We start from the raw sequence: 26,651 nt of genomic DNA, 5'->3' as shown, positions 1-26,651 counted from the left end.
TTTCCTCAATGAAAATTTTCACCTTTCTATTGCTCCTCATCAGCATGAACAGCTTTGCCCAAAGCTACGCTGAACAGATTGCAAAGCACCGTGAGGCTTACAAGCAGGATTTTATAAAAGATGAACGCGCTCCACTAAAGAAAAGTGACCTGCAAAACCTGCACTTTTACGACGCGGACAGTACTTATAAAATATTCGCTACCATAGCATTACTAAAAAACGAAAAAGTTTTCAAGATGCCTGCTTTTAATGGTTCAAGCAGCGATTATTACCGGTATGCACATGTTAACTTCGTTTTGGATGAGAAGAAAATCCAAATGACTTTGTATAGAAGTGTTGCTTTGTCAAACAACCCATTATATAAAGATCACCTCTTTTTACCTTTTACAGATGAAACCAACAATAAGGAAACTTATGGTGGTGGCAGGTACATTGATCTGGATGCTAAAGAAATTGTCGATCATCATATCGAAATCGATTTCAACAAGGCTTATAATCCCTATTGCGCCTATAGTGAAGGCTATCGCTGTCCGGTACCACCAGAAGAAAACGACCTGCAATTGGCCATAAAAGCAGGAGAGAAATTATATACGGGGAAAAAGAAACATCAAAACTAAGTGATAGGAAAATTACGCTGAAAATCGTTGATACAACTTTTACTCCTTTCTAATGAACTAACTCCAGATTAAGTTTGATCTATTCAAGAAAAAAAAACGATTAAGGAATCACTTTTTTAATCATTCCTCAACACTAAATCATCCCTATAGAAATAAAAAGACGATAACCAATCATCTAACTATCCAGCTATTCGTTAAAATAGCGAAGGATATTTAGAGGGATTTGCATCATGCATCATCTGGTAAACAGCTTCAATTACATCATCAACAGAAGGCTTACTGAAATAATCACCATCTGATCCGAATGGTGGGCGATGTGCTTTGGCCGATAATGTTTTTGGCTGACCATCTAAATGAAAATAACCTTTCTGTTCTTCCAGTACCTGTTGAAGGATATAGGCCGATGCCCCTCCGGGAACATCCTCATCCACCACCAATAATTTATTGGTTTTGGCAAGTGATTTTACACAAACCTGTGTAGTATCAAAAGGTAAAAGCGTTTGTGGGTCTATAATTTCGACAGAAATACCCAATAAGTTCAGCTCTTCTGCTGCTTCCTGAACAATTCTTAATGACGAACCGTAAGAGATAACCGTAATATCAGTTCCTTCTTCTAAAACCTCTGCCCGGCCTAAGGGTACCGTAAAATCGCCGGCATTACCTGGCAGTTTTTCTTTAAGGCGGTAACCATTTAAACATTCAATTACAATGGCTGGTTCATCAGCCCTAAAAAGGGTGTTATACATACCTGCAGCCTGGGTCATATTTCTTGGTACGCATAAATGCATACCTCTTAAGGCTCCTAAAATCATGCTGATTGGCGATCCGGAATGCCAGATTCCCTCCAGTCGATGACCACGGGTGCGCACGATAACCGGCGCTTTCTGAATTCCTTTGGTGCGGTACGAGAGCGATGCCAGGTCATCACTAAGCACATTTAAGGCAAAAATCAAATAATCAAGATATTGGATTTCGGCAATAGGCTTTAAACCCCTCATGGCTAAACCTATTCCCTGCCCCATAATGGTCATTTCCCTGATGCCGGTATCGGTGATTCTTAACTCGCCATATTTAGCCTGCAAACCTGCAAAACCTTGATTTACATCCCCGATGTTTCCCAAATCTTCTCCAAAAGCAACCAAACGCGGATCGCGTGCAAAGTTTTCATTAAAGCAGGCATTGAGTACTTCCCTACCATCAACCATTTTCGATTGTTCATCATATACGGCTTCGACCAGTGGAATCTTATCCGGACTTTCCTTACCATTGGTATGCAGTTTAGAATTGTAACGATCGTAATTTAAATGATCCTGTTGTTTATACCATTCCACCAGTTTATTACGTTCAGGACTGCTAAAAGCAGCTGATAAACGGATGGCTTTGCGTGCAGCAGCAAATACTTCCCTGCGTTGCGCATCAGCAATCGAAGCTAATCCCGCCGCAATTTTTGCCAGTTCGGGCTGATGTTTAGCTACGCCGCTAACCAAATCAACTACTTGCTTCTGTTCTGGTTTAATGCTGTCCAAAAACTCATTCCAGGCTTCTTTTTGTGCGTTGCGAACAAAAATCTTTGCCTCTTTTTCAAGCGCTGCGATTTCCTCCTCGGTTGCCAGGGCCGATTCGAGCATCCAGGCACGCATTTTCTGGATACAATCGTATTCAGTTTCCCAGGATAGGCGTTCTTTTGATTTGTACCTTTCGTGCGAACCAGAGGTAGAGTGTCCCTGAGGCTGGGTGAGTTCGGTAACATGGATTAAAACAGGTACATGTTCATCCCGGCAAACCTGTATCGCCTTTTCATACACCTCACATAAAGCCGGATAATCCCAGCCTTTTACTTTATAAATTTCATATCCAGGCTGGTCAGCATCACGCTGAAAACCTTTTAAAACCTCAGAAATATCTTCTTTTGTAGTTTGATATTTTGCCGGAACGGAAATGCCATAATCATCATCCCAAATAGAAATGGCCATGGGTATCTGTAACACACCAGCAGCATTAATGGCCTCGAAAAATACCCCTTCAGAAGTTGATGCGTTGCCAATGGTGCCAAAGGCCACCTCATTTCCGTTTACAGAAAAGTGTTTTAAATAATCGAGTTCTTTATTTTGCCTGAATAATTTAGAAGCATAAGCCAAACCTACCAAGCGGGCCATCTGCCCACCGGTTGGCGAAATATCAGATGAGCAATTTTTAATCTGCGTTAAATCGTTCCAGCTGCCATCTTCGTTTACAGATTTTGTTGCAAAATGGCAGTTCATTTGTCTTCCCCCCGAAAATGGATCCGCACCTTCTGCCGGATTAGCATAGAGCTGGGCAAAAAATTCTTTGATAGTAGAGATCCCTGTGGCAAAGGCAAAAGTTTGATCTCGGTAATAACCCGAGCGCCAGTCGCCATTTTTAAATGCTTTAGCCATGGCCAATTGCGGAACCTCTTTACCATCGCCGAAAATGCCAAATTTAGCCTTACCTGTTAATACTTCCCTGCGGCCTAAAATACTGGCCTGCCTGCTTTCGAAGGCAATTTTATAGTCGTTTATAACAATAGATTTAAAATCGTTAAAACTAAGTTCGGAAGCATCAATAGTTTTGGTCATCAATTTTTCATTCGGCATAGTAATCAAAGATTGGTTGCGGCAAATATATGGAAAATTAAAAGTTTGCCTTTACCCTACATTGTAAAATTATATATGGATTTGCAAAATATATTTGGAATAGTTTTTGTTTTATTAGGAAAACATTAAATTTGTTTTAGAATTATTAAAAATAAATCACACCACATAACATGAAAAAGATCTTAGTATTATTCGCTTTTGTTTTAGGTTTGGGTCTTGCAGCAAACGCACAAACCAAACCTGCAGAGTTCAAATTTGAATCAGAAACGCACGATTTTGGTAAAATTGTTTTGAACAAACCAGTAACTTACGATTTCAAATACACCAATGTTGGCGAAGCGCCTTTAATTATCACCAAAGCTGAGGCAAGCTGTGGGTGTACAGTACCTAAATATACTTCTACACCAATAAAAAAAGGTGAAACCGGTGTAATTTCAGTAACGTTTAACGCCGCTGCTGGTCCGTCAACCTTTTCTAAAGCCGTAACCATTACTTCAAATGCAAAAACACCAATTAAAGTGCTTTACATTAAAGGCGAAACAGTTGCCGCTTCTTCAAAATAATTTTTAAACGATAATATTTAAAAAGTCCGGATTTTCATCCGGACTTTTTTATTTTTGTGCCATGCCAAAAATTTCACAAAAGGGTGTGCAGATGCCTGCTTCACCAATCAGAAAGTTAACTCCATTTGCAGATCAAGCTAAAAAAGATGGTAAAAAAGTTTTCCATTTAAATATTGGTCAGCCAGACATAGAGACACCAGAAGGAATGTTAAATGCCATCAAAAACATTGATTTTAATGTTTGGGCCTATACACCATCAGAAGGTACCCTTGCTTACCGTTTAAAACTTACCGAATACTACAATAAACTGGGTTACGATATTACGCCAGAAAATATCTTGGTAACCGTTGGTGGCTCAGAGGCCATCACCATTGCCATGCAAACCTGTGTAAATGAAGGAGATGAAATTATCATTCCAGAACCTTTTTACGCCAATTACAATGGCTTTGCCTGTATGAGCAATGTTGTGGTGAAACCGATTCTTTCTTATATCGAAAATGGTTTTGCATTGCCACCGATTGCCGAATTCGAAAAATTAATTACCGAAAAAACCAAAGCAATTATTATCTGCAACCCTAATAACCCAACGGGTTATTTATATTCTAAAGAAGAATTAGAGGCTTTAAAAACGCTTTGTGTCAAATACGATCTGTTTTTATTCTCTGATGAAGCGTATCGCGAATTCTGTTATGATGGCAGGGAATTTATTTCGCCAATGCATTTGGATGGTTTGGATGAAAATGTGGTGGTTATGGATACGGTTTCTAAACGTTACAGTGCATGTGGCGCACGCTTAGGCTGTTTAATTACCAAAAATAAAGAAGTGATTGCATCAGGATTAAAATTCGCACAGGCAAGATTAAGCCCGGGCATGGTAGAACAGATTGCTGGTGCGGCAGCTGTAGATACTCCGGACAGTTATTTCGAAAAAGTAAATACCGAATATACTTTACGCAGAGATACATTGGTTAACCGGTTAAATAATATTGATGGCGTTTTTTGTCCTAATCCGGGGGGTGCATTTTATGTAGTAGCCAAATTCCCGATTGATGATGCCGATAAATTTTGCCAGTGGATTTTAGAGGATTTTAATCACAATAATCAAACGGTTATGCTGGCGCCAGCTACCGGCTTTTACTCTACCGCTGGCTCTGGTAAAAATGAAGTCCGTATGGCTTACGTTTTAAATACCGATGACTTAAATGCGGCTATGGACTGTCTGGAAATAGCGTTGAAGCAATATCCGGGAAGAGTGGATTAACGATACCTTGTTTAAGCCGGTTGCTTGGTGAACAACGGTTCATTACAAGTAACCGGCTAAATAGTTAAGCCAGATTGGCTGAATGTGTATGATAACATTTAAACATCAAAGCAGATCCAAAAACATTTCTTTCAACTGATCCATGATAGTTGTTTGTGTATTCTGATCACCTGTTTCATTTTACCAAAACAATAAACAAAATGCAATGGTTTTGAGATCATGAATGCATTTAATATTGAAATTAACCATAATGATCAGGCAGTAACACTGACCATTATTCCAGAAGATGATTATTTTAGGATTGTTTATTTAGAAGAGATTTTAGGCATTTTAAATAAACAAGGATCTGACTGGATCTTAATGAAAGCAGAAGAGATCGATGCTGAAACATTAGTCACTAAAAATAAACTGACTGGAAGCGGTCACCACATTTCTTTAGGCGTAGCCGAGATCAACCAGATTTCCGGCGCAATAGAAAACCATCTGCAATAATATATCCAATGCAATTTTCCTAACGATGAGTTGGGAAAGTCTATGCATTTTCCCCACCTCCCTAATTTGAATGTGGATGTTACTTTACCACATGATATAGCCTGCTTACGCTAGCCAACAATTGTTAACATTTATTTTCGCCACGTTAAAGTAGCTTTTCACCAAGTTGATTCGGAAAATGAAAATAAAAAAGCTAGAATTAGGCAATCGGCTTTTGAGCAAATGATGTACGAAATTATAAGCTTCAGGGAATTGATTTTAGATGTTATTAAGATTAAAGTGGCAGGGCAATGCCATGACAAAGAATCGCAACACAAAATCATAAAAGAAAGTAAACGGATAATGAGTTCCATTCTACATCATGCTACGCTGGTTGAGCCTGATAGAGCTAAAGCTTACATCAGGCAACATCAAAGAGGATTGATGCAATTAATTGATGAGGCAGAGGCGCTAACGAATGAAAATGAGCCTTACGCTGACCAAAAAAGTAGAGACGGAATGATTAGTAGTTTAGTAAAGCTACTTAATCAAATGGTAATCGATCTTCAGCAGCATTTACCATATTATTTTGACTTCGATTGCCCCGTTTCAGCGGCTAGCCAGGAAGAACTCATTTTAGATATTGCATCAAATTCCGGCCAGATCCTGAAAAAAGTTGAAGAATTACATGCTGACAAGGAAACCATCAACCTGTTTAAACAGCTCTTCAAAAACCTGAACGACTATACAGGGCGTTTCACTTTTGAACAGGCTAAATATCTGTACGCTTTTTTTGATTCCATAAAGATGGCTTTAAATACTTTTGTGCCACCTTTAGATTTTTCCGACATTATTCTTCTACTCGTATCATTAAATTTTAATCATCCCTTCTTTTATCACTCCTGCTGCAGCCACCTTAATCGCGAGCTTCAGAATTGCGAAAACATAAGCGAGCAATATAGATTAATCCATTTCTTTAAAAAACTGATTGGACAGGTTTTTAAAACCATCAGTATACCATACCATAAAAATTTGCCCGATATTGATGAAGCCATACTCAGGTATATTGAAAGTGAAATCAGCTACCTGCAATCAATAGATACCATAGCCGAAGATCTGACGCGCGGTGGTATTTTAGAAAGCAATTTTAAGGTAACCTTCACCGTTAGGCAGCTTGCCCTATTTATCAACTTGCAAGTCGAGGCGGGCATTATTACAACAAAGAGTCCAAAACTGCTGCACCAATACATTACTAAACATTATAGTACGACTGAAAAAGAGGTTATATCAGAAAAAAGCTTTAAAAATGCATACTATGGCTATGTGGATAAGGATATCCAAAAGGTGATCGAAAAAATCGTTGTCATGTTGAACATTGCCCAGGACAAATGCTAACCAAGAAGATCTAATAATTCTTTCCTGTGTAAGAAATCTACAAATTCAAAATACCAGTGTTCTGAATAATCCTCAAGCGTAGATAATTCTTTTTGTTTTACTCCAATAATATCCTGAAGGGTAAAAAAGCCCATTAATTTGCTTCTAAGCTTAAAATTCTCAGATAGTGGAAGTTCTGCAATGGGCAGATTGAGAAGAAAGTAATTTGACTGGGAGGAACTGTCCATAAAAGCGTGGGTTAACCCGATATCCGTTTTAGGGGCACCGCAAATGCCCAGACACAAGATAAACAGGCACCCACGCATAGCGTAGGCAACCATCTATTTTTTCCTGTGTCTTTTGAAGTTTTGCGGTTTTCTAAAACAGTAAAATAGCTATGCTACAAATATCAATATGTAATTAGTTTTTATTTCATGGCTCAAATATAACAGATCTAAGCCTTTTATTTTCTTAAAACGAAAAAATAACCGGGTTGCTGAGGGTGGCTGGAACAGCAACTTGACAAACGTCGAAATATCCATTTCTTTACCTTCAAAAAAATGGTTATGGAAAAAGAACAATACCTCTCTAAATTATCATCCTATCAAAAACTTTCGGTCGGCTTCCGCGCCTACATTTGTTACGCGATGTACCAAACCGATTTTATGAAACTGGAAAAAATCGAACTCAACAACACAGCGCTTGGCCATTTTTGCTATCTGGCCAAAGGCGGTGGAAGAATATTTACTGATGACACCGAGAATGAGCAGGAAATCACCTTGATGTTTTTCCAGGCAAACGATGTTTTACCAGACTTTAAATCCATCTTCAGATATGCAAAAAGGCAGCTTTTTATACAATTTTCAGAAGACACTACTTTGCTTGCCATACCCGTAAAACACGGCAATAACATGCATAGGCTATTCCGCGAATCGGCCACTTTAAGTGCTGAAATAAATGCTGAATTATTGGCCAAAGTAATCGTAATGATGATTGGATTAAAAACTCAAAGTGCCGACCAAAGGCTGAATAAATTACTTGCATCTTTTCCGATGGTTTTTAGCCAGACTGCAGTAAAAGATGTGGCATCATACCTGGGCATTCATAGCAGTACGCTGAGTGCAATGAGAAATAGAAATTACAAACATACACCATAATTTACTTGGCCTATCGATCAACAGCAGCATGATCAACCCACATCGCTTTAGTCATTTTTGATTAAGATATTGGTTTTTCCCATTTAGATGTGAGGCGGTTTAGCAGAATATAATCCAATTTCGAAATAGCAAAGAAAACGGATATGAAAACATCGATAGTACAGGTTATTTCCGCAGCATTCATTTTACTCTGGGTATATACCGCTGGGAGCAAATTGACTGACTTCCAGGCTTACCAGCAGCAAATGAGTCTGCAAGTTTTTAGCCCAGGTATAACAGCGGTGCTATTATACTTAATCCCATTCCTGGAAATAATTGCTGCTGTACTGCTATTGATAAAAAAAACCAATAAGCTGGGTTTAGCCTTATCACTCTTACTCATGTTGATTTTTACCGGATATATCCTACTCATCATTTCAGGATACTTCCCTAAAGTACCATGTAGTTGTGGTGGCATAATTAAAGCCATGGGCTGGAAAGCTCACCTCATTTTCAACATTTTTTTTATTAGCGCCGCAATGCTCTCACTATTTATTAAACTAAAGCCGGAGGTACGTGACAAAGATTAAGCTTAAATAATGGTCCTGGCCAGGCCAACAGATCAAAAACTACAAGCTGTATTGATGGCCAAGGAGAACAAACAGCAGGGCTAGCTGCTTAAGCCCTATTTGATAAGCAGTAAATATCAAACTTAAAAAAACATGCTAAAAAAAATCAATTTAGGTCTTGTAGCCCTCGTATTGGGGTTCGGCCTTATCGCAACACAAAGTGCTTTCACTACTAAAACTTTTGGAACGCTGTACCACTATAAAGATAGTAACGGCACAATTAACGACCAAGCTTCGTGGGAGCCAGTTGCGGGCGCACCATCTTTTAGCTGTAGCGAAGAAGAAGTATTGCCCTGCACTATTGAAGTTACAGGATCGCTATCTAGCTATCTTTCAACTTATGACACAGCAGAAAAAATAATGGCTTCTCCTGAAATCAGATCAACCAGAGATTAACCATAAAAGGTGCAGTTTATCAGACTGCACCTTTACATCAGAGATTCTGAGGCATCCCTGAAAGTTCAATCACCTGTTCAGGGATAGGAAGTACAAATCCGGATGAGTTAGGTAAGAGGGAATAATTTACTCCATTAACAGTCCTGCCGAAGGTAATTCCAGCACCTTCTTTATTTAAACGCTTTACATCAGGCCACCTTAGTCCACGCATCGGTAATTCTTTTCTCCGTTCTGTTAAAATCATCTTTTTAACCAACTCCTGATCTGAACTCTGCCTTTCTGTAAAAGTATTTTTCTTATATCGGTTACGCAGCAATTTATTAAGATCTGCAAGTGCTTCAGGCAGCCTATTCATTCTGGCCAGACATTCAGCCCTGATTAACAGCACCTCATCGACAGCTACGCCAGCAAAAAATGTTGTGGCCCCTTCATAACTTCCTTTAAAACCGTATGTTCCGTTTCTGTTATCATTAAAAAACACCACTTTCCGGAGGTCGTTAGGTTCGTATAAAGCAATCAGTTGGGGGTCGGTTTTCGCCCTGACGTTTGATAAAGGAACGCCGGTAAAATAACTGTCATGAAGCACCTCTACATTAAACCTTGGAACAGGGAATGTACTTGCCGAATTAAGTGTATTGTAGTCCATGAGTTCACTTTTTAACTTTAATGAAGAATCTGCATAAAGATAGGCCTCATCATACTTTCGCATAGAGAGCAAAGCCCTGGCCAGCAATCCAAAAGCAGCAGCCTTTGATGGACGTATTACATGTACAGCAACTGGTGGTAGACATCGTATGGAAACCTTAAGATCGGCCAATACCTGAGCATATCCCTCCGCCACAGTTGCCCTAAAAGAAGGCACATTAAAATCAGTACCGTCCCTAAGCGGCACACCAAGATCGGTACCAGCTGTTGCTGAATCATAAGCTGGTGCCCAAACATAAAGGCTCTTCAAAATATTCTTTGCCCTGTAAAAGTAAGCTTGTCCGCTCACATTATCCCATCGTGACGCATTTGCAGCAGTACGTGGAATTTTAGCCAGATTCTCTATAACACTATTAGCCCTATACACAGCCCTATAGTTATTGCCCCACTCGTTTAGGTCTGGCAAAAATACATTTGCCCGCTGCCAAGTATACATATTGCGTTCATTCTCTAATCTGGCAAAAAAATCGGCATCTGTGAGATAAAAATCGGTTGAACTTATTTCCGCAGAATTGCCGTCGGCCTGATTGAGCACCTGATAATGATCTAATAGCGATTGCTGATCAGCTAAAGTTTCAGCAATAGCCAAAGAACGGTCAGATTTCTCATCAAGAAATTTTTTACACGAAAACGTAATCAACAGCACGGGTAAGATGATATAAAATATTTTTTTCATGTTATACTTATAAATTTGACTTAAAACCTATCGCTATATTTTTTTGATCTGGTATGGCCCTAAAATCGGGATCAATACCTTCACGATTTGCCCGCCAGATAATTCCAAGGTTCGACGCCACCAAAAATACCTTTGCTTGGGAGAAAAGCTTTTTGCCTGGTTTATTATCTGAAACATCAAAGCCAATATTGATATATTGCATACGCACATGATCTCCCCTTAGCACATTGACTTCAGCGCCAATATAAAACTCATCCCTGCTGGATGATGCCGGATACACCATACTGGGTACGTTGGTGAACGCCTCATTACCCGGTTTTTGCCACCTCGAAGCAAATTCGCCATTACCATCACGTCCAGTAAACAATGCATTATAATTTAACGAGGGCTTCCTAAAGTAATAACCCAGTTTGAAACTTAGCCTGAAACTGGCACTAAAGCGGCCATAGGAAAAATTATTACCCAAGGCACCAGATAAAACCGGAAGAGCAGAACCATGATATACCATATCCTCAATACGCAATGTATTACCAAATAAGGCTGTATAATTTTTACTGACGACTCCAGCATGTAGGCCCTGTGGATCACCAGTTTGAGGATCGAGGCCAGCCCATTTGTAAGAAAACATGCTAAAAAGTGGATATCCAACCGCACCAGTTGTGGTAATATTCCCATTAACCAACGCGCGAACACTGCTAGAAGCGTCATAGTTTTTCATCACGCGGTCTTTGTAATAATTTAAGAAAAAGTCTGTAGTCCATATAAATTTCCCTGCTGTATTAATGGTGTTCATCTCCAGGTCTACGCCATTACCCTGTATCGAGCCGGTATTTTTTACTACTGTAGAACCTATCCCCGCGGTAAGGTCAATAGGGCTCAGGGCTAGAAGATCAACTGATTTTTTCCTAAAAACCTCAATGCTTCCTTTTACCCTATTACCCTTAAAGCCAAAATCAAGGCCTGCGTTGAACATGTATACACGTTCCCATTTTAGTTCAGGATTATTATAGTTATTGAAGATCGCATAAGGAGACTGTGTGTAAGGAGAGTTGATGCTTGAAAATATAATCGAAGTTGCGGCTGATCCTTTGGGGTCGGTATTACCGCTCGCCCCAAAAGTCATCCTGAGTTTTAGCAGTGGCAATAAAGTTGAGGTATAAAACTTCTCTTTCGCAATATTCCAGGCAAGACCTGAAGAAAAAAGCGGGTTCCATTTGTCGTTGGTAGCCAGGCCAAAAAGATTCGAAGCGTCCCTCCTAACACTTAACGAGAGCGTATAACGATCATCAAAGGTATAGGCTGCATTGGCAAACAATGATACAAACCGGGATACAGAACCCGTAAAGCCATCACCATTAGGTACAAATGCAGTATTTCCTGTTATGATGGTAGGATAAGGGTTTACATAATCTACCACGCCAGATGTGAGGGTAGATTCGTTAACGCCATAAACTCGCTTGGTTTCTCCATCAATCGCTGTGCTTCTTAATTCTGCACCAGCCAGTGCAACAATGGAGTGTCTGCCGAAATACTTATTAAAATCAAGCTGTCCCCTACCGTTGTGCGCCGTTAGCAGTGAAAGCCCCCGATCTCTGATAGATCCTGTTGGGATATTTCTCTTCAGCAAACCGTTGGCATCAACTGAGGAATAAAGGTTTACCATTTCTCTTACCATATAACTGTTTTCAAGGTAATTGGTATTCGTTTTAGTTCCTTCGCGCTGCAGCTGATAACTCGCCGTAAATTTTAGCCAATCAGTAAGCTGATAGGCAGCCCTGATCGAAGCCAGGACTGAATTTACGCCAGTGCCTCCCGTGATATTTTTATAATCCTCAAGCGGAACATATTGCCAGTCTAAAAGCTTACCATTTCCAATAGTGGAGAGGTATGATGACCTGTAATTCCGCATAACTACGAGCGGGTTGCCGTTATCATCAGCAAGCCTGGTGTAGGGCGGTAAGCTCCCGGTGGTCGTATTCAGCTTGGAAACATCTTCCCTGCCCCTGCCATTATAAGAATAGGTGAACAATAGATTTGCACCCAAAGTAAGTTTATCGGTAAGCTTTATATTTTGATCTGCCTTTAAACTATAGCGGCTGAATGGTGTACCGAGCGCATCTATATTTTTATCTGTCCCGAATGAAGCAAGCCAGTTCCTTTTATCTGTGCCTCCATTTAAGGATAGCGAATACTGTTGCGCAGTGGCCTTTGAGAACACATAGCGGTCAAGCTCTTTCCTGAGGTCATAACTCCTTAGCAAATCCATCCTCTTTGCAAGTTCGGCTGCCGAAAGCTTACCATCTCTTGCGGCAATCCTTAACTCCACTGCTTCAGAAAGAGCGAATCTATCTGTGCCTGTTTCTACAGCATTAAAATAACCCTTATCAAAAAGAAAATTTTCAACCTGTACAAAATCTGAAACGCTGATCTTATTCTCGTAAAAGAGATTTGGCTTATCTGTAACTTTAAAGCTTCCCGCAAAAGCTACTTTTAACGCTGAATTATATTTTGCTTTTTTAGAGGTGATCACCACCACCCCATTTCCGGCCCTGGCTCCCCAGATTGACGCAGCGGCAGCATCTTTAAGTACGGTTACGCTTTCAATATCATTTGGGTTAATATTATCGATATCACCTTCATATGGAAAGTTATCTAACACAATCAGCGGCGCACGTATACCCCTTAATGTACTAACTCCCCTGATGATGATCCCATAGCCCCCGCCGCCGTTGCTTTTGCGATCTACACTATAACCGCTTACTATTCCTTCCAACCTGCCGATAATATCGGTGCCGACCTGCTCATTAAGCACCTTGTTTGAAACCACGGCAAAAGATCCGGTTGCCCGCTCCCTAGGCAGTTGTTGGTAGCCTGTACTTACCTCAACAGTTTGGAGTTGTACATCATTAACGGAACATATTATCTTAAAAACCCCTGAAAATGGAATAGAGACAACGGTATCCAGTTGATCAATATTCAGTCCTGACAATTTAAGTTTATGGTTTCCTGTGGTTAATGATAATGAAAACTCACCCTTTTCAGAAGAAACAGCTGTTTTTCCGCTACCTGCGTGAACAGTAACACCTGCAAGTGGCTTACCATCTGAGCTTAATACTACGCCTGTTAAGCGTTCTTGTGCGAACGCCGCAGAATAAAAGCCAGATAGGAAAAATACCAAAAGTGAAATTGTATAGCACTGGCGACATGCCGTATATAATTTAAACTTGCGATTTATCTTCTCCATAGCTTCAATCTTTTTTAGATTTTGCCCTTATTGCCTCAATCTTCATCCTCCTATCTCCTATCTCATTCATATGTTCAAGCAACAACTTTACATTTTCTACTGTTAAAAGCTCTGCAGTAGTTATTGCACGCACGCCACCATCGGCAATCCACACATAATGTGGAAGAGCTTTGTGGGGGAAAGCTTTAAGAAATAGCGAATCAGCCGCAATTATTGATAGGTTTGTGGAAGTAAAACTAGCCGAACCAGCTTTAAATTTGGCTAATAGCGACTCTATGGTATCTTCAGTACCTACCGAATTAACTAACAATACTTTTACCTTCTCTGGAAAGGTCTTTTCGATATTTTCCAGTTCAGGAAATCTTTTAATGCAGGAACCGCACCAGCTTGCCCAAAAATCAATGATGATAAGTTTTCCCCTATCAGCAGAGAGGTTATATTCATGAGGTATGCCACGCTTCAGCATAACATGTTTCAAATCCCAAAATGTTTTTGGCAATTGATCTCCCACGGCAATAGGAGTAATCTTTATTGGCGCAACACGCTGTGCTGACACGCCAAGTGCAAACAGCATGATTAGTAAAACAGTATAAATATTTTTATTCATGTATAAATTGTTTAGTTGGTTCAAGTTGCATGATATGTTAAAGCAGAGGCTATGAGAGAAACTCATTCCCTCATAAGCCTCGCTAGCCACTGTACCCTATTTGCGGCTAGGGTAATCCCAGCGGAAAAGTCTGGATTAAAAAGACATAGCAATTGCAATACAGCCAAAACCGCTTATTTTTAATTTTAATTAGTTTAAATGGAAAATTTTATCAGGATAAGTGCATACTCCAAAGCCTTATCAATGGTTAGGTTACGGGCTGGTTATCCTCAAACCAATTTACTTTCCAGTATGCGACAATCAAGCAGAAACCACCTAATTTGCGCTATGCACGTTGCATTGATCAACTTTATAAAAAACAACTGGAATATAGCTATCGCTAAAATTGCAACCTTGATGATTATGCCCAATGATCAACCAGCACGATGTGTAGGTAAAAGGAAAACATTCAAAATCCCCTGCCTCATCCATCTTATCAGCATGTGTACCCTTCGGAACAGCCGTATTCAGATTTTCATTTTGTTCAAAAACATACCATATCGCCAGTGGACTGTACAACAAGGCCCAGCAAAAGAAAAAAAGCGGCAAATAAGCATTGTTGAATCTCATCGTTTAATTGGCGTGATCCGGTTAATTTGGACTTTAAAAATTAGCCTTATCGGATATTGATTTAAAAGGAAAAAAAGTATTTTGGCGAAAAATTTAGACATAACGATCCCATTGCAGCATAAGCCACTTAGTTTTTATAGAATATTCCGTCTAAACCAAAGTTTAACCGGCATATCAATAATCTCTGCAAAAAGGAATAAGGCAGGCCATCATCATTAAAAAACCTAAATTTTCATTAACCTTTAAGGTTAGCCTGCCTTATCAAAAAATTATTCGGGATTTTTAGGTTTCAAGGCATAAAGCCTATCGAATGGACAACTTAACAGGGACTGGTATAGAAATATCTGCAAATAACAAATAAATAAACAAACATACTGGCGTACACCTACTTTGGTAAGCAACAACCTGTTCATCTTATTTATTTTTTGCGTTCCCATAACTATATGTTATGAGTCTTGCCGGAGAGAAAAAAAAGTGGGCTTCCCAAACCATAACCTCATAATGTTTCTCACGCCTTACGTTGAAATGGAATTACAGCAGAAGCCCACTCTTATGTTGGAAAGCTAAAGATAGCAATTCCGCTATAAGAAATGGGATAAAATCTGCTGTCTTGCTCCAACGGCGTGAGATTTGAGGTTGCAAGACTCTTAATTTTACCTTTTACTGGTCTATTTTTTTTTGTTACGTAAATGTAAATAAAAAAAGACAAATGTCAAGTAATTGCATGACGATTTTGAATAAAATATAAAAGACATTGCCAATTGTATTTTTATTAGCAATGAAATGATCAGTGAGAAAGAAAAAATAATTCTGAAAAGCTTTGGCGAGCATTTAAAATCCTTAAAAGAGAAACAGGAACTTTCTTATCGCGAATTTTATAAAAGAAGTGGGGTAAACACCGGCGACATCATCAAATATGAAAATGGCGAAACCAGTCCAAATTTTATTACCATTATGCGACTGGCCATCGGTTTAAAAATCCACCCGACAGTGCTGCTTGATTTTGACTTTGGAATAGATTTCAGCGCTGGACTGGAATAAAATATACAACGGTAATTGCTGGAGTTTTTGATGGCAACCTCGAGGTTGATACTGATATGAATTCAATCGAACCTGCATTGACAAAATATCCTCGGCTTTCTTCCTTATTTATAATAGCCATAAGGAACAGCTGTCTGCAACCTACAGCTGAAGAGCGTTTCAAAGTATTTGCGGTTACAACAACCCTGATAGTTGTGAGGTCAGCAAGATAATCCGCTCTCTATAGGTAAATGAAGATATTCACCCGCAAAAATAAATAGTTAAATTCAGCCTGCCGGTAGCGTTTTGGGATTCGTCTGCGTATACGCTGTAAATTCAACTTTATGAAAAAAATTTTATTCTTTTTGGCGGCTGTAGGCATGATCAATGCATCGTGCAAAAAATCAGACTATAGTAATGATGGCAAAGGCGAAGTTTACGGAAAATGGAAACTGGCCGAAACCTTGTTTGATATTGGTAATGGACAAGGGAAGTACACAAAGGTTACAGGTGGTGCCAAATATTTGATTCTGGAGAAATCAGTAGATAAAGCCGGAATAATTAAAGGTGATGCAATCCCAAATCTATTTTCCTTTAAAATATTGGACAGTGTACAAATGGAGGTTTATAGCGACAACAATAAAATGCCGGCAATTTTCCGATACCGGGCTTCAGCAAAATCGCTGGAACTTAACCCACCTTGTATTGAGGGTTGCGGGTATAGGTTTATAAGAGAATAATAATTTGAGGTCAAGGTTTAAAAAAGTATAAAAATACACATTGTTAGTCTGAGGGATAATCCAATGGATAACATCAATATGAATGCCAGATAAAATTTAATTAGTAATATCCCCGGGGAATCGTCATTCCCAACTTGAGTGGAATCTTAAACGTCTGCTTTAAAACTCCCGAATGCGCGGGAATTACAACCCTGCTGACAGATTATATCAATAGTGCGATAAAAAAGATGGCTTCCCCGGAAAGTCGGGGCTAGTTGTCGGCTGAAAAGGCTTCTCGCAATCGCGATTTTTTTTTTACAATATCATTGCTTAAAATCACAAAGTCTAGCTGATCCGATTGCGATCGGATCAGTAGAATGGTTACCTTTTTAAACCGTTAAACTATCCCAAATTACCTGATAAATATCAGGTGCCTGCAAGGTCTTATCAATTGCTTTTGAAGTAACCAGAACAGGTTTATATTGATCAGCGGTATTGATGCCGCCATGCGACCCTTTAACCAGCGTAGCGTTAAGCGGAATGACGTCCATCACATAACGGAAGCCGGCCTTTTTTCTCAAAAGTTTATATCCGGCCCTTAATTTTGAGGTCATAAACATTTCTACCGGATCGTATCCAGGTTTTTTATGAATATCTACTACCCTGGCGTAATCCGGTGCCTTCGCATCATCTAACCAGAAATAATAAGTAAACCAGCTGTTCTCTTTTGCAACCAGTACCAGATCGCCAGAACGTTTATGGTTAATACGGTATTGTTCCTGCTCTTTCTTATCAAGTATCAAATCAATACCAGGTACATTTTTCAATAGCGCTTTAACCTGTTCGGTAACACTTTTATCATTAATATATACATGTGCCACCTGATGATCGGCCACTACAAAGGCTTTTGAAGCTCCCGCATCAAGCAATTCCAATCCTCTTTCTTCACGGATCTGGATCAGGCCGTTCTCCCTGAACAAACGGTTCAGATGAATGGGCTGATTTACAGGCGCAATCCCATATTCAGAAAGTAAAATGATGCGCGCCCCCCTGCTTTCATAAAAACGCACCAGTTCCTCTACCACCTGGTCAATTTCTTTCAGCTCGGCGCTGATTTTTTCCAGCTCTGGGCCAAACTTTTGCAGGCAATAATCTAAATGAGGCAGATAAATTAAGGTAAGTGTCGGATTATGCAGTTTCTCGGTTTCCATTGAGGCATCTGCAATCCACTTTGTTGATTTGATATTGGCACCTGGTCCCCAGAACTGAAACAAAGGGAACTGACCCAGCTTAGCCTGTAAATGATCGCGAAGTTCGGCCGGTTGCGAATAGCAATCAGGCAATTTACGTCCATCGGCAAGGTAATTAGGTCGGGGTGTTACTGAAAAATCGGCTGTAGAATACATATTGTACCACCAGAACATATTGGCACAGGTAAAATCCGGATCTTCCTTTTTAGCCTGATCCCAGATTTTTTCAGCATTAACCAGTTTGTTAGACTGTTTCCAGAATTTGATTTCCGCATCCTCATGGTCATACCAGCCATTGCCCACAATCCCGTTTTCTGAAGGAAATTTACCCGTCAGGTAACTCGACTGTACCGCCGTGGTAACCGCTGGCAATAAAGGTTCAATCGTACTGAGGTGGCGTTCAGCGATGTATTTCTGAAGAAAGGGTGTATGTTTTCCTATCACAGAATTAGATAAGGCTACAATATCGATAACAACGGTTTTATGCATATGCTTCACTTATAATATTTTTTTTACCCAGTCCAGTTCTCTGATAATGGAATCGTTAAGGGGCGCTTTTAACGCAGCAGGCAAAACTTCCCAGGTATAGGTTTCTACTTCTAAATGATCGGTAAACGGATTAGTTTTCTGAAGGTTCAGCACGGCTGTAATATCTGATTGCGTAGATTGGATCAGGCCCATGTCTTCTACAAAAATAGGCACATGGAAATGCGCCCGCCACTCCTCTACTGCATAGTTTTTACTTTCTGCCAGTGCTTCTTTAAGATCAGGATAACGAATTAAACTGCCATCATTTTTTTGGCGATTACCTGATGAAGATAAACAGGTTCATCAAATCGGGCAAGCTGATCCAATACCGCGTTTCTTTCTACCTCAGAGGACGGCAATTTAGCTTTTAGCGCCGCACTGATCTGGATTTTCCCAATTTTGATACCCTTTTGCTGCAATTCTTTTATAATGGCGGTATGTGGTTCGTAACCGATTGCAAAATGGCAAACATCATAACATAAACAAATGTGCTTTTTGATCAGGCTTTCATCTTTTACTGCAGGTAAAAGCATATTTTCGTACCACTCAATAAATTCCCGTCCAGATTCAAGAAAACCATCCGGTTCGGGTTCAATATCCAAATGGATAACCTTGCTGCTCTGGCTAAAAATACGATGTAAACCTTCCGCCACCTGTATAATATGGGCCGTTGCACTAAATGTCGCGCTTTTTCTCGCCCCCATATCATTAAACCAGGGCTTATAACTTAATGGTGAGGTTGAAATACCACCTTCCATATCATCAGGAAGCAGCCTTGACAGGATTTCTGCTAAATGAAGCGTATACTCAACACGCTCTGCCGTTGTCCAATCGGGCGCATGTACCTGATCTTTCACCCTGGTATGGTGAAAACCGCCGTATGGAAATCCGTTCATGGTAAAAACGTAACCACCTTCCTGTGCAAGCCACTGCTTAAATGTTTCAAGATGATTTCCCTCCAACAGTTCGATGCTGGCCAGGTTGGAAAGGCGTAAACCGATACCCATTGGTGCATCTGGAGATAATTTTGCTTTTAGTATTGGGAAACTGGATGTTAACACATCAAAATGTGCCGCCCAGTTTTCGCCCGCGTAAATATTGGTACAGAAGGTCAAGTGCCCTGAAGTTAATTTCATAGCTTAATGTTGAATACTAGCGGTCTGTTGATTTAAAATTTCTGCGGCCTGTTTTAAAATGTCGGCATCAATTTCATGGACTTCTTCGCCACTGCCCAGTCCGGTAAGCAAAGTAATGGTAAGCTGCCCACCAAGATGCTCGCGGAATTCTTCCAATCCATCCAAAATCGGGCTGTTGCCTTCTTTAACCTGCAACAACGGGTGCGTGAGTTCAAAACCAAGTTGCTGAATCAGGTCGATCACCCTGCGTGCGTCTTCAGCACTGATCCTGCCCGATAAATTAGAATATACAGTATCTAAAGCAATGCCCATAGCAACCGCCTCCCCGTGTCTCACTTCAAAATTGGTCAGGTATTCCAGTTTATGTGCACTCCAATGGCCAAAATCCAGTGGACGGGCCGAACCGTTCTCAAATGGATCGGCACTGCGGATATGTTCCATATGTAATTTCGCACATTTCCAGATCTGGTAGTTCATAGCAGTGGCATCGCGGTTTGCAAGTGCAACTGCGTTTGCTTCCAGCCATTCAAAAAATCCGGCATCTTTAATCAGTGCCACTTTAACCGCTTCGGCAATACCTGAACGCCAATCGCGGTCAGATAAAGTATTTAAAAACACTTCATCGTTAAAAACAGCAACGGGTGGCGAAAAAGTACCCAGAAAGTTCTTTTTATTGAAATAATTGATTCCGTTTTTTACCCCGACACCCGAATCGTTCTGCGAAAGCACGGTACTCGGAATCCTGATGTGTTTAATGCCCCGGTGTGCAACGGTAGCCGCATAACCCACCATATCTAGTACTGCCCCGCCACCAATGGCCGCAACAAACGAATGCCTGTCTATACCATATGTATTAATGGCTTCTAATACCTGATCAAAATATCCCGTGTCATTTTTCACCTGCTCTCCACCTGGGATGACCAGCATATCCTGAACCAGTTGAGTTTGATGATGCTGTAAGAAATAGGCTTTAATTTGCGCAGTAAGTCCTGGGTGTGCATCTGCTACCCCCTTATCAATAACAAATAAAATTTTCTTTATTGCAGCAGCCGGATTTAAGTTAACCAAAAAACTATTCAACAATTCGTTTTCAGGCGAAAAAAGCGAAGAGGTGAAGAAAACGTTATAATGATACTGTACAGTAAAGGATTGATATAAATGTTCCATAACAATTGCGAAGGTGTATTTGATGGTTAAGTAACGGCAAATAATTTAGAAAGCCACATGGATAAAGGCAATAAAGCTGCTATGATAAAAGCCAGGATCAAAGCATCAAAGGTTACCGCCCAGGCAGCATCCATCAGAATAAGTGAAATGACGCCGGCTTTTACTGCGCCACCGATATTTTTGCCAACAGGCTCTTTTATGGCTTTTATAAGTGGCCTGAAAATCATGACGACAAATGGCACCAGGAATAGCATTGACAGCAGCAACCTTTCATTTACAAATGCAAAATAAGCTATGGCACAGATTACTATAGCATATAGAAACGCGGCCAAATATAAGTTTTTAGCACGGCCTCCATGAACTTCGCCACGGCTGGTCATGGTAATGGAAAAAATGTAAATGACAGGAATAATAGCCAGATAGTGATTGGATAGCATTTCAGGCACGATACTTATACCCAACAACAGGTTAAATCCACGGCATAAGCCCATATTCAACGGTCCGAAAAAAGAATGGTGTTTCCCAAATTTATTATAAAGTAAGGCAAAAACAGCTACCAGAAGGGCCAATAATCCCGAGGTCAGACTATTTAAAGCCGCAAAAGCGATTCCCGCAAACAGTAGCAGGCCTCCCAATAAGGTTGCATCCCGTAAACTGATTATGCCACTGGGAATAGCCCGTTCGGGACGTTCTATTTTATCCAGATCTGCATCAAAAACATCGTTAAAAACGATCCCTCCGCCATATAAACAGGCGGTTGATGCAGCCAATAATATAATAGACAGCCATGGGATGGGAAAGCCAATGCTTAAAACCCCTGAAATGGCAATCCCTGCCAGAATATCGGCTACTGAAGTAACGATGTTGGCCGGGCGCATCATGCGCAGATAGACAGTTATTTTTTTCAATACTTTAACTAATAATGATAGAAGATTTATCTGGTCTGGGCTGCTGTCCGCCTCTTAAGATGGTATTACCTTCAAATTTCTCTGTAAGGTCTATCTGTGCGTTAAAATCGCTTTCATCAAGTTGTCCACTCTGTGCAAAAGCCTTTATGGCATTGTTGTAGGTAACCAATTGAATATCCTGATCGCTTAGTCCACGCATTTTCATCAGAGCGGCAGTTTTCGGTACCGCCAGGGGGTCGCTAATGCCCCAATCGGCAGCAGAATTGACCATAATACGCTCCGAACCGTATTGCTTTACAATTTCTACCATACGCTCGTTGCCCATTTTGGTAAAAGGATAAATGGTAAAAGCTGCCCAAAAACCTCTTTCTAACACCTCTTTTACCGTTTCTTCATTATTGTGATCGATAATCACGCTATAAGGATCGAGGCCATGCTCCAAAGCAATATCCATGCTGCGCTGGGTGCCCTTTTTCTTATCGCGGTGTGGGGTATGTACCTGAACAGGCAAACCTGCTTCCTTAGCAAGTTCCAGCTGCAAACGGTAATACTTTTCTTCGGCAGCAGTCTGATCATCAAAACCGATCTCGCCAACACCAACCACACCTTCTTTATAAATAAACAAAGGCAGGATTTCCATTACCTGTTCGGCCAGGCTTTCGTTATTGGCCTCTCTGGAGTTAAGACCAATGGTGCAATAGTGTTTAATGCCAAATTGAGACGAACGGAAACGCTCCCAACCGATCAGGCTGCTGTAGTAATCCCTAAAACTATCCAATCCGGTACGGGGCTGGCCCAACCAAAATGCGGGTTCTATCAAAGCAACAACACCAGCATCGGCCATAGCCTGATAATCGTCTGTTGTTCTCGAAGTCATGTGCACATGTGGGTCGAAGAATTTCATTCCCTTTACCGCACTGATGTCGAAAGCTTCAGGCTCGCCCATCATGGCTTTATCTCTTTCTATTGAACTGCTACAACACATATCTTTATCTTAGATTTTTTTATAGGTTAAAATGAATTCCAGTTTAAGCTTCCATCAGCCAGGGCCAATTTCAGTTCCGGAAAAGTATTGATGTAATCTTTTGCCGGTTGGTAATCAGACTGCGAAATGGCCAGCGCAATGGCGCGTTGTTCCATCTGGTTATAATGCTGCAAACCGGTTTTAAGGGTTTCAAAAATTTCAGGATTGATAAATCTACCCACCAGGCGCCACAACTGTGGATGTACTTCCCTGCCCGCAGCCCAGCGTTCCTGAGCGTAATCTACCAGCGTTAAAGCAAGCTGCAGATTGGCGCGTTGATCTAACCCTACTATCAGTTTAATATTCTTCTCGGTAAAAAAAGCTTTCAGCACCAGCTGGTTCCATGCGGCTTCATCCAGGTTTGCTGCCGGATAAGGATTATTTTCCATAATGGCTTCGAGTACAGAACCAATATTGCTCCTGATCCCTTCAGCACAGCGTTTCGCCCAGATTTCGGGATGGGGTAAAAACAGAAGAGCCGAATATAGAGCCACAGCTTCGTTTACTTCTGCCGACAGAAATAAGGGGTTAACGGAGGAAAATAGAAGTTCCTTATCTCCCGGATCCAAACCTGCCAACAGCCACACCCGGGCGAGCCTGTCTATCGTCCAGCTGCTGATATACCCAAAACCTGCCGCACTCAGCACTGCTTGCTGCTCCTCAGAAATAGCAACCGGTAATTTACCCGTTTTGCGGGGCAGCATCACAAATACCTTAGCTAACAGTGTAGCTTGGTCTTGAGCTTGTGTAAATTCATCCAGCCACTTTTCGGCTTCTACACTGATGTTATTTTTTACAACAGCCCCTATAATCTCGTTCACGGCCTTCATATGCTCATTTCTCATAAATTAATGTCAAAAAAAGCTATTATGCGGTGATACCTGCAGAAACAAAATAGTTGATCATCAATGCACCTGCAATAATCAACAGGCCAAAAAATTCCCTTGTTTGTTCGATATAGGGTTTGGTAGCCTGCATACTCTGTACCAGGCTCTCGCGCCTGTATTTAGTGATCCAATCGCGTACGCCGTCTTTTGCAAAAAACAGGATGACCGCGTAAATCAAATAAAAAGCAGTTAAAAACAGATAAGCAAATGGATAATACTTACCGGCAGCAGCCAATCCACAGCATATTGCAGCACTTAAATAAATAGACACCCATAAAAAAGCGTCGTTATCATTAAGGTTTACATAGGCAAAACCCAAAAAGGAGATACAGAAAATAATGTTGAGAATAAGTAAAAGCATTTTAATTATTTGGTTTAAATAAATCGATTCACCGATTTTTCAATAAAAAACAAAGTTATTTAAACTGAATGCTTTTTTTGCCTATAAAATGTAAATTATATACTGCAGTAAAATATTTTTTTGATTAAAAATGAATAGTTCAATAATATAATATAAGGATACCATTTGACATTCTAACAGAAAAGGTCGTCAGCAATGACGATTCATCGCAACCTATCCTACATTAAAGCTTATATCACCCTCTTCTATTTTTATACGATAAATTAAACCCAAAATAATAAGTAATGTAGAAACTAAATTTAAAGGTCCAGATTAAACCGCGTAAATCTTATTTACTCTTCAAAAACAAGTTTCAAAATATTGGCCAGCACAGGATTATGATCTTCAGCCCGCCAATTGATCCATAAATCTGTTTTAAATGGCAGCGGGATGAAGCGCAAACCAGGACTTTGATGGTGCATATACGAGTCGGGTAAAATGGCTATGCCCAAGCCCTTTCTCACCAATGCGATGATGGCAGAACCAAACTCAGAGTGTAAAAACACATCCGGAACAAAATCGTAAAATTTAAATAATGCCTGGATAATCTCGCTGTAACTGCTTCCCTCATCTTTGGTGGGCAGTATAAATTTTTGATTTTTCAGGCTTTCGGTAGATAGGTCTCCGAACACGTTAAAAGGATGTTCTACCGGAACCACCAATGCAAGGTGATCGGAATACAGTTTTTTCGCCCTGATCCCCGGTTCGCTGTTGATATCTCTCGTGATGGCCAGGTCAATCTTATAGTTTTTTAAGAAATCCAGTTGATTTTCAAATAAAACCTGTACCAACTTGATCTGAAGCCGGGGAAGTACCTGTGTGATCTTAGCCAGCATATCAGGCATGAGCGAAGCGGATATGGAATCGGGATGTGCAATGGTAATGGTTCCACGCTCGCCTAAATGGAGCTGTTTAGCAAATTGATGGATATATTCAAGTTCATTTAATTCGATTTCCCACTTTTCTTTCAGGAATTTGCCTGCCGGCGTAAGTTTCACATTACGCTTATTACGCTCAAACAGCTGCAGGCCCAATTCATTTTCGAGCGATTGGATCTGGCGACTGAGTGCTGACTGTGTAATGTTAACCTTCTCTGCAGTTTTCCAATAATGAAGCTGCTCTGCAAGGGCTAAAAAATATTTGATTCTTTGAAGATCCATTAATGCAAAATATGCATTAATAAATGAAATAATAACATTTTAAATCATTTAACAACTAATTACATTCGTAACATGAAAATCAGTATTGAAAAGGTAACCACAAACGACATCCCTAAACTTCAGGAAATCGGGAGAAGCACATTTTATGAAGCTTTTGCCGGCGTAAATACGGAAGACGATATGAAAGATTATCTGGAAAAAAGTTTTTCGGAGGAGAAATTGAAAACGGAACTGAATAACAGGGATTCGCAGTTTTATTTTGCGATGGTAAATGGTAATGTTGTGGCTTATTTGAAAATTAATGCTGGTGAAGCACAAAACGAAAAAATAGATGATGCCATTGAAATCGAACGGATTTACGTACGACAAACATTCCATGGCAAAAAAGTAGCCCAGGCCCTTTATCAAAAGGCTATTGATATGGCCTGCGAACAAGGAGCAAAATGGGTATGGCTTGGGGTATGGGAAGAAAACCACAGAGCTTTACGGTTTTACGAAAAAAATGGCTTCAAAGCATTTGGAAAACATGCATTCTGGCTCGGTAACGATGAGCAAACCGATTTGTTAATGAAAAAAGAACTGGATCATTCAAACGAATTAAAGACATTATAATGGAAAAAAGAACCCTTTTCCTGATTTTACTCGTCCTGGGCACCGCTTTCTGGGGTATTTCTTTTTCGGTTACCAAACTGGCCATTGGCCATGGTCAGCCACTTTTATTTTTATGCTACCGTTTCCTTTTAGCCACTATGGTTTTATCCGTAATTTTCTGGAAGCACGTAAAGAAGCTTAATATAAACACGATGAAAACGGGCGCGGGCCTTGCAATATCGCTTGTATTGGGCATTTACCTGCAAACCCTCGGTATTACACATACTTCAGCATCGCAATGTTCCTTTGTAGCCGGCATAACCGTGGTGATCATTCCTGTAATCAAACTGATGATTTACCGAAAAGCTGCGCCGCTGAAAATATGGATTGCGGCCTGCGTAGCGCTAACTGGCCTTTTCGTCATATCACTTACTGATAAATTGAGTATTGGTATCGGCGATTTGTATACCATTATCGGGGCTTTCTGTTTCGCCGTATATTTAATTCAGGTGGAAAAGAAATCGAAAGAAGGTGATATTGTACCCAGCATAGTCCCCATGTTTGCCACCTGTGCGCTTTTCACTTTTTTATTGGCCTCCTCTCAAAACAACACGGTCTGGATTCCCGAAACGCAAACTTTTTGGTTCGGTATCATTTTCTGTGCGTTATTTTCTACTGCATACATGTATACCATATCAAACATCGCTCAAAAATACATCAGCGCCGAAAGGGTATCGATCATTTATCTTTTCGAACCGGTTTTTGGTGCCATTGCCGCACATTTTATGCTGGGTGAAGCCATTACCTCCCGCTTATTAATAGGCGGAGGATTGATTTTTACAGCCACGCTGATTTCGGAGCTTAAATGGAGGATACATGGAGAGATGGCAATAGCACATTTATCCAAACCGAAAAAGGGTTAAGCAATATTTGATGCCTGATAAATGATCAATATCTT

27 protein-coding genes are annotated in these 26,651 nt (G+C 40.4%); 13 read left to right on the top strand and 14 right to left on the bottom strand.

Features of this window, described 5'->3' with window-relative positions; all coding sequences use genetic code 11:
- The first annotated feature begins 8 nt into the window (after positions 1-8).
- Positions 9-617 carry a DUF1684 domain-containing protein gene (locus tag DV942_RS21400; protein ID WP_145860911.1) on the top strand — a complete coding sequence of 203 codons (609 nt, stop codon included), beginning with the start codon at positions 9-11 and terminating at the stop codon, positions 615-617.
- Between the two features lie 194 nt (positions 618-811).
- On the opposite strand, the gene DV942_RS21395 is transcribed toward DV942_RS21400, so the two are convergent.
- On the bottom strand, positions 812-3,232 hold the full coding sequence (locus DV942_RS21395) for an alpha-ketoacid dehydrogenase subunit alpha/beta (RefSeq protein ID WP_145860909.1): 2,421 nt from the start codon (positions 3,230-3,232) through the stop codon (positions 812-814).
- 170 nt (positions 3,233-3,402) lie between these two features.
- On the opposite strand from DV942_RS21395, the gene DV942_RS21390 reads away from it, so the two are divergent.
- The 4 genes from DV942_RS21390 (at position 3,403) to DV942_RS21375 (ending at position 6,922) form a co-directional block, all read left to right on the top strand.
- Complete coding sequence (locus tag DV942_RS21390) at positions 3,403-3,795, top strand: DUF1573 domain-containing protein (protein ID WP_090987962.1); 393 nt, start codon at positions 3,403-3,405, stop codon at positions 3,793-3,795.
- 61 nt (positions 3,796-3,856) lie between these two features.
- Positions 3,857-5,056, top strand: coding sequence for a pyridoxal phosphate-dependent aminotransferase (locus DV942_RS21385; protein WP_145860907.1), 1,200 nt, complete (start codon positions 3,857-3,859; stop codon positions 5,054-5,056).
- A 219-nt stretch (positions 5,057-5,275) separates the two neighbouring features.
- Positions 5,276-5,548 carry a hypothetical protein gene (locus tag DV942_RS21380; protein WP_145860905.1) on the top strand — a complete coding sequence of 91 codons (273 nt, stop codon included), beginning with the start codon at positions 5,276-5,278 and terminating at the stop codon, positions 5,546-5,548.
- Positions 5,549-5,770: 222 nt separating this feature from the next.
- Entirely contained in the window at positions 5,771-6,922 is a 1,152-nt protein-coding gene (locus DV942_RS21375; RefSeq protein WP_145860904.1) for a hypothetical protein, read from the top strand.
- On the opposite strand, the gene DV942_RS21370 is transcribed toward DV942_RS21375, so the two are convergent.
- On the bottom strand, positions 6,919-7,149 hold the full coding sequence (locus tag DV942_RS21370) for a hypothetical protein (protein ID WP_134203311.1): 231 nt from the start codon (positions 7,147-7,149) through the stop codon (positions 6,919-6,921). The genes DV942_RS21375 and DV942_RS21370 overlap by 4 nt on opposite strands.
- A gap of 318 nt (positions 7,150-7,467) precedes the next feature.
- Here DV942_RS21370 and DV942_RS21365 point away from each other — a divergent pair, with 318 nt between their 5' ends.
- From DV942_RS21365 to DV942_RS21355, 3 genes are all read left to right on the top strand, one after another.
- Positions 7,468-8,058 carry a Crp/Fnr family transcriptional regulator gene (locus DV942_RS21365; RefSeq protein WP_145860902.1) on the top strand — a complete coding sequence of 197 codons (591 nt, stop codon included), beginning with the start codon at positions 7,468-7,470 and terminating at the stop codon, positions 8,056-8,058.
- 143 nt (positions 8,059-8,201) lie between these two features.
- Complete coding sequence (locus tag DV942_RS21360) at positions 8,202-8,627, top strand: MauE/DoxX family redox-associated membrane protein (RefSeq protein ID WP_145860900.1); 426 nt, start codon at positions 8,202-8,204, stop codon at positions 8,625-8,627.
- A 132-nt stretch (positions 8,628-8,759) separates the two neighbouring features.
- Positions 8,760-9,062, top strand: coding sequence for a hypothetical protein (locus DV942_RS21355; protein ID WP_145860898.1), 303 nt, complete (start codon positions 8,760-8,762; stop codon positions 9,060-9,062).
- 37 nt (positions 9,063-9,099) lie between these two features.
- On the opposite strand, the gene DV942_RS21350 is transcribed toward DV942_RS21355, so the two are convergent.
- From DV942_RS21350 to DV942_RS21340, 3 genes are read right to left on the bottom strand one after another with little or no spacing between them, the layout of a single operon-like run.
- On the bottom strand, positions 9,100-10,443 hold the full coding sequence (locus tag DV942_RS21350) for a RagB/SusD family nutrient uptake outer membrane protein (protein ID WP_145860896.1): 1,344 nt from the start codon (positions 10,441-10,443) through the stop codon (positions 9,100-9,102).
- Positions 10,444-10,450: 7 nt separating this feature from the next.
- The gene (locus DV942_RS21345; RefSeq protein ID WP_145860893.1) at positions 10,451-13,687 is read right to left on the bottom strand and encodes a SusC/RagA family TonB-linked outer membrane protein; all 3,237 of its coding nucleotides are present in this window, start codon (positions 13,685-13,687) and stop codon (positions 10,451-10,453) included.
- Between the two features lie 4 nt (positions 13,688-13,691).
- A complete protein-coding gene (locus tag DV942_RS21340; protein ID WP_186462372.1) occupies positions 13,692-14,294 on the bottom strand; it encodes a TlpA family protein disulfide reductase in 603 nt (200 codons plus the stop codon).
- A 198-nt stretch (positions 14,295-14,492) separates the two neighbouring features.
- Between DV942_RS21340 and DV942_RS21335 the strand changes: the two genes are divergently transcribed.
- From DV942_RS21335 to DV942_RS21325, 3 genes are all read left to right on the top strand, one after another.
- Positions 14,493-14,963, top strand: a complete 471-nt coding sequence (locus DV942_RS21335) for a hypothetical protein (protein ID WP_145860889.1) — start codon at positions 14,493-14,495, stop codon at positions 14,961-14,963.
- Positions 14,964-15,686: 723 nt separating this feature from the next.
- Positions 15,687-15,944: a helix-turn-helix domain-containing protein gene (locus tag DV942_RS21330; protein WP_090987986.1), complete on the top strand. Its 258-nt coding sequence runs from the start codon at positions 15,687-15,689 to the stop codon at positions 15,942-15,944.
- Positions 15,945-16,267: 323 nt separating this feature from the next.
- On the top strand, positions 16,268-16,663 hold the full coding sequence (locus DV942_RS21325) for a hypothetical protein (protein WP_145860887.1): 396 nt from the start codon (positions 16,268-16,270) through the stop codon (positions 16,661-16,663).
- 368 nt (positions 16,664-17,031) lie between these two features.
- Here the strand turns inward: DV942_RS21325 and DV942_RS21320 are convergent, their stop codons facing one another.
- From DV942_RS21320 to DV942_RS21285, 9 genes are all read right to left on the bottom strand, one after another.
- On the bottom strand, positions 17,032-18,381 hold the full coding sequence (locus DV942_RS21320; protein WP_145860885.1) for an alkaline phosphatase family protein: 1,350 nt from the start codon (positions 18,379-18,381) through the stop codon (positions 17,032-17,034).
- 9 nt (positions 18,382-18,390) lie between these two features.
- Positions 18,391-18,594 (bottom strand): hypothetical protein, encoded by a 204-nt coding sequence (locus DV942_RS23910; protein ID WP_244950769.1) that lies wholly within the window; start codon positions 18,592-18,594, stop codon positions 18,391-18,393.
- Between the two features lie 77 nt (positions 18,595-18,671).
- Complete coding sequence (eboE, locus tag DV942_RS21315) at positions 18,672-19,556, bottom strand: metabolite traffic protein EboE (RefSeq protein ID WP_244950768.1); 885 nt, start codon at positions 19,554-19,556, stop codon at positions 18,672-18,674.
- A 3-nt stretch (positions 19,557-19,559) separates the two neighbouring features.
- A complete protein-coding gene (locus DV942_RS21310) occupies positions 19,560-20,723 on the bottom strand; it encodes a 3-dehydroquinate synthase (RefSeq protein WP_145860883.1) in 1,164 nt (387 codons plus the stop codon).
- A gap of 26 nt (positions 20,724-20,749) precedes the next feature.
- Positions 20,750-21,631 (bottom strand): UbiA-like protein EboC, encoded by an 882-nt coding sequence (gene eboC / locus DV942_RS21305; RefSeq protein WP_244950767.1) that lies wholly within the window; start codon positions 21,629-21,631, stop codon positions 20,750-20,752.
- Positions 21,632-21,635: 4 nt separating this feature from the next.
- The gene (locus DV942_RS21300; RefSeq protein WP_145860881.1) at positions 21,636-22,616 is read right to left on the bottom strand and encodes a TatD family hydrolase; all 981 of its coding nucleotides are present in this window, start codon (positions 22,614-22,616) and stop codon (positions 21,636-21,638) included.
- 26 nt (positions 22,617-22,642) lie between these two features.
- Positions 22,643-23,500, bottom strand: coding sequence for an EboA domain-containing protein (locus tag DV942_RS21295; protein ID WP_145860879.1), 858 nt, complete (start codon positions 23,498-23,500; stop codon positions 22,643-22,645).
- 22 nt (positions 23,501-23,522) lie between these two features.
- Positions 23,523-23,903, bottom strand: coding sequence for a transmembrane 220 family protein (locus tag DV942_RS21290; protein ID WP_145860877.1), 381 nt, complete (start codon positions 23,901-23,903; stop codon positions 23,523-23,525).
- Positions 23,904-24,235: 332 nt separating this feature from the next.
- A complete protein-coding gene (locus DV942_RS21285) occupies positions 24,236-25,102 on the bottom strand; it encodes a LysR family transcriptional regulator (RefSeq protein ID WP_145860875.1) in 867 nt (288 codons plus the stop codon).
- 72 nt (positions 25,103-25,174) lie between these two features.
- Here DV942_RS21285 and DV942_RS21280 point away from each other — a divergent pair, with 72 nt between their 5' ends.
- A complete protein-coding gene (locus tag DV942_RS21280) occupies positions 25,175-25,714 on the top strand; it encodes a GNAT family N-acetyltransferase (RefSeq protein ID WP_145860872.1) in 540 nt (179 codons plus the stop codon).
- Positions 25,714-26,616 (top strand): DMT family transporter, encoded by a 903-nt coding sequence (locus tag DV942_RS21275; RefSeq protein WP_145860870.1) that lies wholly within the window; start codon positions 25,714-25,716, stop codon positions 26,614-26,616. The genes DV942_RS21280 and DV942_RS21275 overlap by 1 nt, the downstream gene beginning before the upstream one ends.
- The last annotated feature ends 35 nt before the right edge of the window (positions 26,617-26,651 follow it).

This window comes from Pedobacter suwonensis (assembly GCF_007833675.1).
Classification (GTDB): Bacteria; Bacteroidota; Bacteroidia; order Sphingobacteriales; family Sphingobacteriaceae; genus Pedobacter; species Pedobacter suwonensis.
This window is presented reverse-complemented; position numbering and strand designations above follow the sequence as displayed.